The following is a 12,964-nucleotide window of genomic DNA, read 5'->3' on the forward strand; positions in this document are numbered from 1 at the left end:
ATCGATTTTTCTTTCTGCTCCTGCTGCTAATGAGATGTTTCAGTTCACAGCGTATTCCGTCAAATATCCTATGTATTCAGATACAGACAACTCTTACGAGTTGGGTTTCCCCATTCGGAAATCTTTGGGTCATAGCGTACTTACCGCTCACCAAAGCTTATCGTAGTTAGTCACGTCCTTCATCGGCTCCTAGTGCCAAGGCATTCACCACGCGCCCTTATTAACTTAACCTATACAACCGAAGTTGTGGTTTAAGTTTATGAGTTGGTCATTTTTCAGACCTGCGATTAAACCGTTCTTTTTAAAGAACTTTTTGTGTTGTTTCTCGGTTCATTTTAGTGCAATCTTACGATTGCTTTTAAAAGAATTTGTTACTATTCAGTTTTCAATGTACAACATGCTAGCCTTTCGACTAGCTATGGAGAATAGCGGGATCGAACCGCTGACCCCCTGCTTGCAAAGCAGGTGCTCTCCCAGCTGAGCTAATTCCCCATAGGATCACTTTGAGACCATGATACCTATTAAAGTATCACACTCAAAACTAAACAAAACTTTGAAACAAACAAATTGACACTTAAGTCCCTGTCGCTTTCCGATTATCCTTAGAAAGGAGGTGATCCAGCCGCAGGTTCTCCTACGGCTACCTTGTTACGACTTCACCCCAGTCATCTGTCCTGCCTTAGACGGCTCCTTCCTAAAAGGTTAGGCCACCGGCTTTGGGCATTACAAACTCCCATGGTGTGACGGGCGGTGTGTACAAGACCCGGGAACGTATTCACCGCGGCGTGCTGATCCGCGATTACTAGCGATTCCGACTTCATGTAGTCGAGTTGCAGACTACAATCCGAACTGAGACGTACTTTAAGAGATTAGCTCACCCTCGCGGGTTGGCAACTCGTTGTATACGCCATTGTAGCACGTGTGTAGCCCAGGTCATAAGGGGCATGATGATCTGACGTCGTCCCCGCCTTCCTCCGGTTTGTCACCGGCAGTCTCGCTAGAGTGCCCATCTGAATGCTGGCAACTAACAATAAGGGTTGCGCTCGTTGCGGGACTTAACCCAACATCTCACGACACGAGCTGACGACGACCATGCACCACCTGTCACTTTGTCTCCGAAGAGAACACTTCTATCTCTAAAAGCTTCAAAGGATGTCAAGACCTGGTAAGGTTCTTCGCGTTGCTTCGAATTAAACCACATGCTCCACCGCTTGTGCGGGTCCCCGTCAATTCCTTTGAGTTTCAACCTTGCGGTCGTACTCCCCAGGCGGAACACTTAATGCGTTAGCTTCGGCACTAAGAGGCGGAAACCTCCTAACACCTAGTGTTCATCGTTTACGGTGTGGACTACCAGGGTATCTAATCCTGTTTGCTACCCACACTTTCGAGCCTCAACGTCAGTTGCAGTCCAGTAAGCCGCCTTCGCCACTGGTGTTCTTCCATATATCTACGCATTCCACCGCTACACATGGAGTTCCACTTACCTCTACTGCACTCAAGTTAACCAGTTTCCAATGCCATTCCGGAGTTGAGCTCCGGGCTTTCACATCAGACTTAATAAACCGTCTGCGCTCGCTTTACGCCCAATAAATCCGGATAACGCTCGGGACATACGTATTACCGCGGCTGCTGGCACGTATTTAGCCGTCCCTTTCTGGTATGGTACCGTCAAACTAAAATCATTTCCTATTCTAGCTGTTCTTCCCATACAACAGTGCTTTACGACCCGAAAGCCTTCATCACACACGCGGCGTTGCTCCATCAGGCTTTCGCCCATTGTGGAAGATTCCCTACTGCAGCCTCCCGTAGGAGTTTGGGCCGTGTCTCAGTCCCAATGTGGCCGATCAGTCTCTCAACTCGGCTATGCATCATTGTCTTGGTAGGCCTTTACCCCACCAACTAACTAATGCACCGCGGATCCATCTCTAGGTGACGCCGAAGCGCCTTTTAACTTTGTGTCATGCGACACTAAGTTTTATTCGGTATTAGCATCTGTTTCCAAATGTTATCCCCAGCCTTGAGGCAGGTTGTCCACGTGTTACTCACCCGTTCGCCACTCACTTGAAAGGTGCAAGCACCTTTCGCTGTGCGTTCGACTTGCATGTATTAGGCACGCCGCCAGCGTTCATCCTGAGCCAGGATCAAACTCTCAATTTGAAAATTTGAAGATTGCTCTTCGATTAAACTGACTATATTTCGCTATATCTCTATAACGTAATCCGTTTATTGTTTGTTACGAATTGACTTCGCAAATTTGTTTTTGTTACTTTACGTAACAGCTACAGATTCGTTTGTTCAAAGTTTTGTTCAGTTTTCAATGTGCTACTCGTTGTCGCTGAGACAACTATATTATCTTACCACGCTCGTTTCGCTTTGTCAACTACTTCTTTTAAGAAGTTTTCGTCGACCTCACTGCCCTTGCGTTGCTGCTTCGTAAGAAACAACTCCTATAACTATACTCGCTTTATTAAAAAAGTCAACCTTTTTTTCAATTTTCTTCAAAACTGACAAATAATGTGGTTTTTAAGGTTTTTAAGAGCTCATGAATCTTATTGGCCGGCATGAATTTAAGTTTAAAATTTAATTCTTGTTCAATCTTCTCAGTATCTTTTACCTCAAAAGAATAAATTGATAACAACTCACCCTCAACTTCCACGCTAGTCAATTCACCAAGACGCCAATCATCAAAATTTACTGCCCCCAACTCTTTTAAACCGCGTAGTGCTGCTCCCAAGGATGTATCATTATTGTGTTTATGCATCTTTGTAGTGAAGAACTGGTAGCCATTTTCTTTTTTTTGTACCAAAAAATAAGGTAGATTATCTTTCACTGCAATTGCTGTAACTGCTATCAACGACATATTTACTCACTTTCCGAGACGCTCAAGTGCCTCTTCAATCCATTCATTCTGTTTATTAGCAATAGATGTAAAGCCGTATTCTAAATGATAGTTTGTCCAAAAACGTTTTTTAAAATTGTGGTTTTTGCCCATCATTTTTTTGTTAGTGTTTATCATTTCATCTTGACGCAATGATAAACTTATTTTGCCATTATACTGTTCAATATCCATAATTACGATATTGACTTCTTTGCCCACTTTTAATTCACCATTCAAATCACGGACAATACCAGATTTACATTCCGAAATATGAATTAATCCTTGTGTGTGATCGTCTAATGATACGAATGCCCCATATGGTTGAATCCCTGTTATGCGTCCTTTTAGTTTTTGACCTACAGAATACTTCATTATTTTGCCTCTATGTTTCATTATATCATGGTCTCTTAGTTGTTCGTTCTTTTGAACAATAAAAAAAGCAGGTTATGCACCTGCTATCTCAATCGTATTGATAACTACGTCTACACGTGGCTTATCCGCCATATCAACTTTTACTTTCGCTATTTCATCGACAATATTTAATCCTTCAATCACTTGACCAAACACAGTATGTTTGCCATCAAGCCATGGTGTACCACCTTTTTGTCGATAAAAATCAGCTACCTCTGCCGGTAAATCACGCAATGCCGAAACCATTTGTGATGGAAAATTAGATGCCTGTACAATAAAGAACTGCGATCCATTCGTATTAGGACCAGCGTTAGCCATCGAAAGAGCCCCATACGTATTAAACAAACGATCGCTAAACTCATCTTCAAAACTGCCGCCCCAAATACTTTCACCGCCCATACCGGTTCCTTCAGGATCGCCACCTTGAATCATAAAGTCACTGATCACACGATGAAAAATGCCATTGTTGTAATATCCATTTTTTGCATGTGTAATGAAATTTTCGACAGTTTTTGGCGCAATATCAGAAAACAATTTAATTCTAATATCACCCTTATTTGTTTTAAAAATTGCAACAGGGCCACTATAATTAGCAGCGTCTAATTGTGGATAATCTACCATGAATTTTCTCCTAAAATTATAAAAAACGCCTAGTGGCGTTTATACTTCGTCTTCAAATTTGGGGTCAATAATGACAGCGCCATTTTCAATTTCTTCTAACGCTTGCCCAACAGACTTATTCGATTCAAATGTTTCTTGAGTTGCTGGTAAACCAGCATCCAATTCACGAGCACGCTTTGCGCCTAAAGCAATTAGCTTATAGCGTGAGTCAACTTTTTCTAATAGCTTATCAACTGATGGATATAGTAACATGTCTCTCTCCTTATTGTATCTTATCAAATACACGCGTTACGCGTAGGCGTTCTGCTGTAATGATTGATTTGATTCGTTCAACTGCGTTTGAAACCACATCGTTTTCAACAGCATAATCGTAATTAATCATCATTTTAAGTTCGTCACGCGCCGCTGCAACTCGTTTTTCAATCACATCAGCAGAATCTGTACCACGACCGACCAAACGGTCGCGTAGATTTGCCAAATCCGGAAGTGTCAAAAATATGTAAATACCTTCTGGCATTTTTGATTTAACTTGCAAGGCACCTTGTACGTCTATTTCCAAAAAAACATCACGCCCGCTCGCCAACGTCTCGTCTATAAAGCTTTTAGGTGTTCCGTAATAGTTGCTGACATATTTTGCATACTCTAACATGTCACCATTATTAATTTTTTCTTCAAACTGTTCACGGGTTACAAAGAAATAATCTTCACCGTCTACTTCTCCAGCACGGGGCTGACGTGTTGTAGCGGAAATCGAATATTGAAAATCAATGCTTTCTTCTTCAAAAATTGCTTTACGTACAGTGCCTTTTCCGACACCTGAGGGTCCTGAAAGTACGATTAATAAACCACGCTGAGTCATAATATTCCTCTTTATAAACTAATAAGAATATTATAGCAATGTACAGCCACAATATCAATGTTAACATAAATACAGCCACTGTAGTGAATATTTGTTCGTATAGACAAATATAGACTTTATAAACAGAATATGCCTATTTATCAACATAATGATCATAATAATATTCAAGAAACGTTTAAGAAACTTTCCATGATTTGCTTATTTGAACATTTGTTCGTATAATAAATTTATACAATAACGAGTGGAGAAGACTGGTATGCAAAATTATATTGTCCAACATCAATTTCAAGCACCATTACATCATTTACTTCAAAAACTTATTAAATACGTTGCTTCAAAAAAAGCAGTGCCTTTAAAGCGCCAATTAAATGCACAGGAAATCATTGTACGATTAGAACTAGCGCTAAATACAACTGATCCTGTAACCGTTCAGCTCAATGATTCTTTGTTCAATGAGCGCATTACGCAGTTGTCTGGATACATTTACCAAAATAATCATGGCCAGCTTTTTGTGCAATCCTATAAGACTCATAAGTTCTCTAATATAACACCAGGAATGATTCGACACATTTCATTTAATTGACTGTCAACCAACCATATGTGTACGTAAAAAAGCACAATCATAGTTGTGCTTTAACTAAGTTTCTCTATATCTTTCATATCTAACTTTTCAAGTAAAGAATTAATCGCAATTACATCAATATAACGATCAATATCAAGAGTCCCTGCTACAAGGTCACCTAATCCTGTGAGGGCTTTTTTACTACTCAAAAAAGTTAAATAAGATTTGACCTCACCACCAATGCCATCTAAATCACGCCACTGTGGTGTCCAATAATCTAACAGATGTTTTTCAGCAAATGCATTTAACAAATTTGCTCGCCATAATTTGTGAGTTGCATTAAACTCGCGTGCCATTCCCTCGTGAAAGGCATGAAGCATATTAATGACATTATCACTGACAACATCTTTAACAGAAGCTTCTTGGAACTTTTGTAGACTTTTATCAGCAAATTCAATTTCTGTTTGCATTTCGTCTGGTGACAACGATGGTTGCAATTTTTGCACATCATCAGTATTCTTCAAAGGCTTCATTTTAGGTGATAGTCCGCGGAATGTTTCATTAATAATTTCAAGATTAAAGTCATCATCATCTTCACTTTCTGACAAAAACTTAAATTGCAGTTCATCAATGGCGTTTGACGTTTTCATCATTTCCGCAACATCTTTACCTTGCCACTTGAAAAAATTAATCGCGATTACCGTGCGCATAATCATACGCCAAAAATTAATATCAAATTTTGGTGCGTGAGCGATAAATCTCTTGTTAACACTACTTTCTTTTACCAAGAATTGTTGCATATCATACAAGACGGGTACCAACAGTACAAAGTAACGCCAATCACGATCATCGCTATTCACTAATGCTGCTTGCATAACCTCGTTCAAATTAACTGTGGCCCGTTCGTTGCTAGTAAATTTTGTAAAATTTTGTTGCACAATCGTAGCAATCACGTCATCCAAGAAAAAAGAAGCTACTTCAAATGTTTCTGTAGAATATTTAGTATTGTATGTCAAATAATATCGTGCACGCAAAAAGCCCGCAAAATCATTGTAGTTAAATTCTGGCAATACACTTTTTGAAGTGAATTTCTGCTTTGATTTTATATGACGCATTTTTTTTATTTGCGCTGATTTCCCTTGTTTCATATCATAAAAGTATCAAATTAAATCACTTATAATTCGTGATCTGCATTCAACACATCCTCCTTTTTAAATACTCAAATCTAGATTGTACTTCCCACTACCAAACTCGCGTAACTTGAACTGAAATACTTGCTCGTTACGCTCTAAATTAGGTGTGACAACGGTTGCCTGTTGCTTGCCCTCTAATTCGGCAATTTCAATTGCACTATTAATAGCTGACATCACTGGGGCAAATTCCTTTGGATCCGCAGACACATAAAACATTTCTGCATTCCCGTATGTTGCTGACCTGCGCATCAAACTAACTGAGACCCTATATCTGTTTGCATCAAAAATAATATGATTAAAGTTAAATCCGTGCGCATAATGAAATAATGATGATAAAAATTCTTGAGAGTTAAATTTTTCTTTTGCCATGTGTTTTCCTTAAAATAGTTTCAATACAAGTATACTATAAAAAATCAATCAAATTGAACAATCAATGTTCGTCGTATTAATCCCAATTTATTACCCGTTCTTACGAAAGAAGAAGGCTTTCGACGAGAAAGCCTTCTTCTTAATCAATAGTTAAATTACTTCAATTCCACAATCGTTGCACCGTCACCACCTGCATTTGCACTAGCAAAATGATACGACTTCACGCGACGATCAGATCTCAAAAACTCGGTAACACCTTGACGCAACGCACCTGTGCCTTTTCCATGTATAATTTCAACAGGACTAATGTTTGCTAATACTGCCGTATCTAAATATCGATCTAGCTCGGTTAAAGCAGCTTCATAACGTACACCACGCAAGTCCAATGAAGATTTTACAGAAGCCCGCGTTGATCCACTGCTTGTTGTTTTTCGAATAATTTTTTGTTGTTTCTTCTTAGCTTTACCTTTTTGAGCCTTCACAGTTGCTTCAGTTTTAACAATATCGTCTTCATCAACAAGCATTTTTAAAATGCCCATCTCCACTTCCCATTGACCATTCTTGTGCTTTTTGACTAAAGTACCCTGCTGGCTGTAAGAACGGACGGTAATTTCATCCCCAGGGGCTAATTCTTTTACCTTTTTTGCTTTTTGCAAAATTTTATTTTTTTCCAAAGAGTCATTCTGCCGTAACTGATCTAGCTTTCCTTTTCTGGCTTGCAGTTCTTGCTCAGTTAACTCACCACGCTGTCCTGCTCTTAAACGCTCTTTACGAATTTCACTAATCAATTGCTCTGCCTGTTTTTTGGTTGCTGCGACAATATGATTAGCTTCATTTTTAGCGTCTAAAATAACATGCGCGCGCTCTTTTTCCAACTTACTTTGTTCTTCGCTTAAGGCTTCTGACTTTTCTTCCGTCGCCTTTAGTTGTGATCTAAGTTCTTCATTATTTTTTTTGACTTCATCTCGCTGTGCAACCAAATCAGCAATCATATTATTCAAGTCTTGATCCGATTCGTCAGTCAAAGCCATCGCTGCACCAATGACATCTTCACCAAATCCTAAACGCTTCGCAATTGCTAAAGCATTAGATTGTCCTGGCACACCCATCAAGAATTGATAAGTTGGTTGTAATGTTTCCACATCAAACACCATGGAAGCGTTTTTAGTTTCTGGTCGATTATAACCGTATAACTTCAACTCAGGATAGTGTGTCGTAGCTATCGTATACGCCCCTAGGCTAGCAACTTTGTCTAATATAGCAATTGCTAGTGCCGCCCCTTCTGCCGGGTCAGTTCCAGCGCCCAGTTCATCGAAAATAACTAATGTTTTATCATCAATGTGGTCAAGCATTGACACAATGTTGGCCATGTGAGAGCTGAAGGTAGACAAGTTTTGCTCAATTGATTGTTCATCACCAATATCTGCAAAAACCTCATCAAAAATACCTATCGTAGAGGGTTGCCTTGTCGTTATAAATAATCCAGATTGAGCCATTAATTGTAATAGCCCAAGCGTTTTAATCGTGATCGTTTTACCACCAGTGTTAGGACCAGTAATAATGATAGTTTTGTAGCTATCCCCAAGGCTTATATCGTTAGCTACTGCAATTTTTTTATCCAGCAGTGGATGCCAAGCTTGTCGCAAGCTAATGTGGTTCTCTACGCTGACAGTTGGTTGCATAGCATCTAAGCGGGCTGCTAACCGCGCTTTGGCATTAACAAAGTCAAAGTGCCCTAAAATTTGAACATTTTGTTGAATCTCATTTGTATGTGGCTCTAATTCTGCTGATAGTTCTTGCAACACTCGCTGCTCTTCTGCACTTTCTTTCACGCGAAGCTCGCTTAGTTTGTTACTCAATTCAACAACAGCTTGTGGTTCAATATAAAGTGTCAATCCTGTTTGACTTTGATCATGAACAACACCACCAAATTGACTTCTATACTCTGCTTTTACTGGTAAAACATACCGATCACTTCGAATAGTAACAATCGGATCACTCAAATATTGTGCAGTTTTGCCTTTAGTAAATTCCTGCATCTTATTTTTAATGGCATTTTCGTGACCGACTATTTTGCCTCGAACTGATTTTAACTCATATGATGCTTCATCATTAATACGACCAGTTGAGTCAATAGCAGTTTGAATTGATTTGGTAACCTCAGGCAACGTTTCTAATTGCTCAGCTTGTTCAATAAGCACTTCTAAAGATTCACCAATTGACTCATCTTTCATCTGTATGAAAAAATTAGAAATAGCACTTGTATTACGTAAAACATTTCCTATTTCAGCTAATTCAGTAGCACTTAAACTTGCTTGAATATTTAGTCTTTTCAAATGCGGTGTGATATCGGCTAATTTAGCTAGCGGGATGCCGCCTTTCAAACGATCAATCATCATCGCATCTGCTGTTTCTTGCAGCCAATAATTAATTATATGTACATCAGTAATTGGCTGCAGCGCGTCTGCTTCTTGTCGTCCAATGGGCGTTGATAAAAAATCACTCAGTTGTGACTTGATTTTGTCATATTCTAATGTTTGTAGTACTTTTTGATTCATTTTATCTTCCCAAATATCTAGAACAAAAATGTTACTAGATTCTGTTCTATGTCAGATTCTATAGCCACCAATTATATATTTGATTAGCAAAAAATGGCATATTGTCTAATATATCGTTTAATAGCGGCGTTTTTAAGAATTGGTCTTGGATCCAGACGTTAGGCATTACAGACAGTAGTTCTAGGGCAAAAAATGCTATAACAGCGCCCATGATACCATACAGCAGACCACCGAGGATCGCGTCAAACCATCCCAATAATGGAATGTGTCGGACAACGCTAAAAGATTTTAATATCCAGTGACTAACAATGCCACCCAGGATGAATATTATTGTAAATACTAATCCTGATGCTAAAAATTGTGAACCGTCACCAACAACACTCTGTGGTATTGTCGTTCGCACAAATTGCCCCGAGACAAAATCAGTTAATAGCTGTCCAAACGGCTTAGAAAATTTAATGGCAATATACCAAACAATTACCCACAATATAAAACGAAGCACCGCATTGACTAATCCCATGCGATAACCCATTCTAATAGTAATTAAAATAAAAATTATTGCCAATCCTAATAAAATCATTTGTCAGTTTCCTTAAATATTTTGTTTGATGCGCGCGTACGGCTTTCTTGCTTAGCTGTAGCGATAATACTTGAAACGGCACTTTTTTTAGGCTTCAGCCTTTCTTTTTGCGATTGTAGCAAATTAATTTCTGCTTGCATTTCAGCTATTTTTTCACGTAATTCATCAATTTCTGCTTGTTTATACAACTGATCAGATATTGAATTGAATGTCAAAAGAATCGCCTGATCCAATTGTGACAACTTTGGAGCAACAACTTTAATTTGCTTAATCTGTTTATTAAGTAATTCCTCTGTTGATTTAAAATGGGGCAGACTCGCTTCCCCAGAAATAACATATGTTTTACCGGCAATAGTTGCCTTGTATTGTCTTCTTTGTTGTTTTGTCATACTTTAATTATACAATAAATCCCATAATTGCGCGGAAAAACTACCAACACCGTTAGTTTAGTTAATGAGCACTGGAGAAACTGGAGACTATCCTTTCATTTCATGAATTATTTAATATCGGCGCTCACAACATAGAAATTATCTCTAATTTTTACACTACGATTAAGTTTTACCGTAATTATATCTCCAACTTTAAATATCCTATCAATATGATTATTATCAACTAAAATGCTAACCTTTTTATTATTATTTTCTGGCAAATTCAAAAGTATTGAATCCCCTTTAATCACTTTATCATTAATTTTAAATTGGAGGATTTTATCAGACACATCAGTTTTATGAAGAACCTGATAAAATTTCCTTTCATCATCTTTATTCACCACTGTGTAATCTGCCCCCGTCGTGAACTCCCACAACAGAATAGCTACCCCACCAAAAACTACTACTATTATTATGGCTATTAATAGTGACTTAGTTTTTAACATACTTTATTTTCTCCCCATGTGACTATAATTCAACAGCAATAACCCATACTGCGATTATATAATATTAACATATCTCAAACTGATTTTGAGAATGTTATCACTAACAAGTAGAAAACCAATAATAATAAGATGAATTTTTTTCTAAACACACAGTGCCAAAAACTGCTATACTGCTAATATGCAAAAAGTTATTCAAGTCAATAATCAAAAATTAAAACAAATGGCTCATTATTATAGTCAATTTTCCAGTAAGAAAGTGCCTACTGGAGCCTTGTTCTCAATTAGTAGTGGATCTGCCACTGTAACTGGCTACTACTCTGGTAAAGTCATGTTTCAAGGCAAAACTGCTAGTGCTGAGGCTGCTAAGTGGCAATCAAATTCAATTCACAGTCTTGACACGCCTAAAAAAATGAGCACAACTCTTCCAGCTGATTTCGCTAACTGGTCGGTTCTAGGTTCTGATGAGGTAGGTGCTGGTGCCTATTTTGGTCCACTAACAACAGCCGCCGTTTATGTATCCCAAGAAAACTTAGAGTGGGTGCGAGCACTAGGTATTGCTGACTCCAAAACCTTAACAGATGACAGAATGAAAAAAATTGCTCCTCAAATTATTGCTAAGCTACCTCATCATGTTGTTAATTTAATGCCTGAAAAATATAATCAACTGCAGCCATTGCATAATGTGAACCAGATGAAAGCAATTTCTCATAATTTTGCCTTAGGTAAAGTATTGGATAAAATTTCCCCAATCACACCCCAAGCCATTTTAATTGATCAATTTGCACAACAAAGCACATACTTTAATTATCTCAAGAATGCCAAGCAACAACGGATAATCCATGAAAATGTATACTTCACTACTAAAGGAGAGCAATATCATTTGAGTGTCGCCGCTGCTTCTATCTTAGCTCGTGTAGTAGAGTTAGACGCCATGTCTAAATTAAGTGTCGAAGCTGGTATCAAGCTGCCTATTGGTGCAGGACGTGAAGTTGATACTGTTGCTGCGGAATTATTACGACGAGGTATTGATTTGAAACACTACGCTAAACTACATTTTGCCAACACTAAAAAAGCAGAACGCCTATTATAGACATTCTGCTTTTTTATTTATGCTTCTGGTTTTGCTGTTGTTTCTGAAGTATCGTCATCTTTAATCGATGATGCTTCAGCATCTTTTACATTTTCATCGTCGGCCAAATCAGCCAAAGCTTCTTCCAAATCAACATCATCTTGTGTTAATTCGATATCCTCACTGGCGAATTTATCTCGTAAATCAGTAAGTGCATCTTGTGTTTTTTCAATATAAGGAGTAACAAAATCTTTAGCTTTATCAACATATGGCGCTGCTTGATCTGTTAAATCCTTAATTTTTTCAGTTGCAGCGTCAATTTGGTCAGCATATTTTTCTTGACTATCCGTCTTCAAGGCAGCGGTTTTTTCTTTGGCTTTTTCTGTCACATCAGCCGCTACATCCGCTGCATTGTAAGCAGCATCATAAGCCTTATCACGTAGCAATGCACCCGTATTATGTGCTTTGGCTGACAATTCATCCTGCTTATCTTTGGGCAATGCTTTATAAGCAACATATGCTGCCGTAGTTGCTAAAACACCTGCAATAAATACTTTTGTCTTTGACATAATTAGACCTCCGTCTTCTTTTTATTTCTAAACTTACCCATAGCCGCTTTTGTTGCGTTTTTAGTCATAGCAGCCGCCACACCAGTTGCACCGGCCTTAACACCTGAAAACTTGTGAGTCACATTTTGCGCTGAATTATTTAGTTTTGACACAGTTACTGATAAATCAGCCATTGCCTGTACCGTTGGATCAAGGGTTTTAACTTTGCCATTGATATCATTTAGCAATACATTAGCATTTCCCAAAATCTCATTACTTGAACGTGCGATCGTATCGACATCCATTGTTATAACACCCAATGAACGTGTTAGACGTAACAAGAATATGCCAATAAAAATCACCAAAAGTAGAAAGGCTACGGCAAATATAATTAATGCTAATTGTCCTGGTTCCATAAAATCCTCCGCTAAATATCATAGTT

Annotated in this window: 15 protein-coding genes, 1 tRNA gene and 2 rRNA genes (1 of these 18 cut by a window edge); 2 read left to right on the plus strand and 16 right to left on the minus strand. The window is 38.4% G+C overall.

All coding sequences use genetic code 11. The features are described 5' to 3' along the window. The 8 genes from LEUM_RS08310 to gmk form a co-directional block, all read right to left on the minus strand. A 23S ribosomal RNA gene (locus LEUM_RS08310) occupies window positions 1-231 on the minus strand (it extends 2,685 nt beyond the left edge of the window). Window positions 232-419: 188 nt separating this feature from the next. After that, a tRNA-Ala gene (locus LEUM_RS08315) sits at window positions 420-492 on the minus strand. Window positions 493-606: 114 nt separating this feature from the next. After that, a 16S ribosomal RNA gene (locus tag LEUM_RS08320) occupies window positions 607-2,157 on the minus strand. Together the 16S and 23S rRNA genes with 1 tRNA gene alongside form the textbook arrangement of a ribosomal RNA operon. Before the next feature lie 331 nt (window positions 2,158-2,488). Beyond that, complete coding sequence (locus tag LEUM_RS08325) at window positions 2,489-2,860, minus strand: hypothetical protein (protein WP_011680320.1); 372 nt, start codon at window positions 2,858-2,860, stop codon at window positions 2,489-2,491. Between the two features lie 6 nt (window positions 2,861-2,866). Further along, window positions 2,867-3,250, minus strand: a complete 384-nt coding sequence (locus LEUM_RS08330) for a CvfD/Ygs/GSP13 family RNA-binding post-transcriptional regulator (protein ID WP_011680321.1) — start codon at window positions 3,248-3,250, stop codon at window positions 2,867-2,869. A gap of 72 nt (window positions 3,251-3,322) precedes the next feature. Beyond that, window positions 3,323-3,910 (minus strand): peptidylprolyl isomerase, encoded by a 588-nt coding sequence (locus tag LEUM_RS08335; RefSeq protein ID WP_011680322.1) that lies wholly within the window; start codon window positions 3,908-3,910, stop codon window positions 3,323-3,325. A gap of 39 nt (window positions 3,911-3,949) precedes the next feature. After that, the gene (rpoZ, locus tag LEUM_RS08340) at window positions 3,950-4,162 is read right to left on the minus strand and encodes a DNA-directed RNA polymerase subunit omega (RefSeq protein WP_011680323.1); all 213 of its coding nucleotides are present in this window, start codon (window positions 4,160-4,162) and stop codon (window positions 3,950-3,952) included. A gap of 10 nt (window positions 4,163-4,172) precedes the next feature. Continuing rightward, complete coding sequence (gene gmk / locus LEUM_RS08345; RefSeq protein WP_011680324.1) at window positions 4,173-4,769, minus strand: guanylate kinase; 597 nt, start codon at window positions 4,767-4,769, stop codon at window positions 4,173-4,175. A gap of 256 nt (window positions 4,770-5,025) precedes the next feature. Here gmk and LEUM_RS08350 point away from each other — a divergent pair, with 256 nt between their 5' ends. Next, window positions 5,026-5,352 carry a hypothetical protein gene (locus LEUM_RS08350; protein ID WP_010291209.1) on the plus strand — a complete coding sequence of 109 codons (327 nt, stop codon included), beginning with the start codon at window positions 5,026-5,028 and terminating at the stop codon, window positions 5,350-5,352. 50 nt (window positions 5,353-5,402) lie between these two features. Here LEUM_RS08350 and LEUM_RS08355 read toward each other — a convergent pair whose 3' ends face one another. From LEUM_RS08355 to LEUM_RS08380, 6 genes are all read right to left on the minus strand, one after another. Continuing rightward, the gene (locus LEUM_RS08355; protein ID WP_011680325.1) at window positions 5,403-6,479 is read right to left on the minus strand and encodes a hypothetical protein; all 1,077 of its coding nucleotides are present in this window, start codon (window positions 6,477-6,479) and stop codon (window positions 5,403-5,405) included. Window positions 6,480-6,542: 63 nt separating this feature from the next. Next, window positions 6,543-6,893 (minus strand): hypothetical protein, encoded by a 351-nt coding sequence (locus LEUM_RS08360; protein WP_010279689.1) that lies wholly within the window; start codon window positions 6,891-6,893, stop codon window positions 6,543-6,545. A gap of 155 nt (window positions 6,894-7,048) precedes the next feature. After that, entirely contained in the window at window positions 7,049-9,451 is a 2,403-nt protein-coding gene (locus LEUM_RS08365; protein ID WP_011680326.1) for an endonuclease MutS2, read from the minus strand. 58 nt (window positions 9,452-9,509) lie between these two features. Then, window positions 9,510-10,031 carry a CvpA family protein gene (locus tag LEUM_RS08370; protein WP_011680327.1) on the minus strand — a complete coding sequence of 174 codons (522 nt, stop codon included), beginning with the start codon at window positions 10,029-10,031 and terminating at the stop codon, window positions 9,510-9,512. Then, window positions 10,028-10,420, minus strand: a complete 393-nt coding sequence (locus tag LEUM_RS08375) for a cell division protein ZapA (protein WP_011680328.1) — start codon at window positions 10,418-10,420, stop codon at window positions 10,028-10,030. Before LEUM_RS08375 ends, LEUM_RS08370 begins: the two co-directional genes overlap by 4 nt. A gap of 107 nt (window positions 10,421-10,527) precedes the next feature. Beyond that, window positions 10,528-10,905, minus strand: a complete 378-nt coding sequence (locus LEUM_RS08380) for a hypothetical protein (RefSeq protein ID WP_010291083.1) — start codon at window positions 10,903-10,905, stop codon at window positions 10,528-10,530. 178 nt (window positions 10,906-11,083) lie between these two features. On the opposite strand from LEUM_RS08380, the gene rnhC reads away from it, so the two are divergent. Beyond that, the gene (gene rnhC / locus LEUM_RS08385; RefSeq protein WP_011680329.1) at window positions 11,084-11,995 is read left to right on the plus strand and encodes a ribonuclease HIII; all 912 of its coding nucleotides are present in this window, start codon (window positions 11,084-11,086) and stop codon (window positions 11,993-11,995) included. Between the two features lie 17 nt (window positions 11,996-12,012). Here rnhC and LEUM_RS08390 read toward each other — a convergent pair whose 3' ends face one another. Together LEUM_RS08390 and LEUM_RS08395 are read right to left on the minus strand one after the other, a co-directional pair. After that, complete coding sequence (locus LEUM_RS08390; RefSeq protein ID WP_011680330.1) at window positions 12,013-12,543, minus strand: hypothetical protein; 531 nt, start codon at window positions 12,541-12,543, stop codon at window positions 12,013-12,015. A 2-nt stretch (window positions 12,544-12,545) separates the two neighbouring features. Then, the gene (locus tag LEUM_RS08395) at window positions 12,546-12,938 is read right to left on the minus strand and encodes a DUF948 domain-containing protein (RefSeq protein WP_002815745.1); all 393 of its coding nucleotides are present in this window, start codon (window positions 12,936-12,938) and stop codon (window positions 12,546-12,548) included. Window positions 12,939-12,964 lie beyond the last annotated feature (26 nt).

Origin of the sequence: Leuconostoc mesenteroides subsp. mesenteroides ATCC 8293, assembly GCF_000014445.1 — a bacterium.
Classification (GTDB): Bacteria; Bacillota; Bacilli; order Lactobacillales; family Lactobacillaceae; genus Leuconostoc; species Leuconostoc mesenteroides.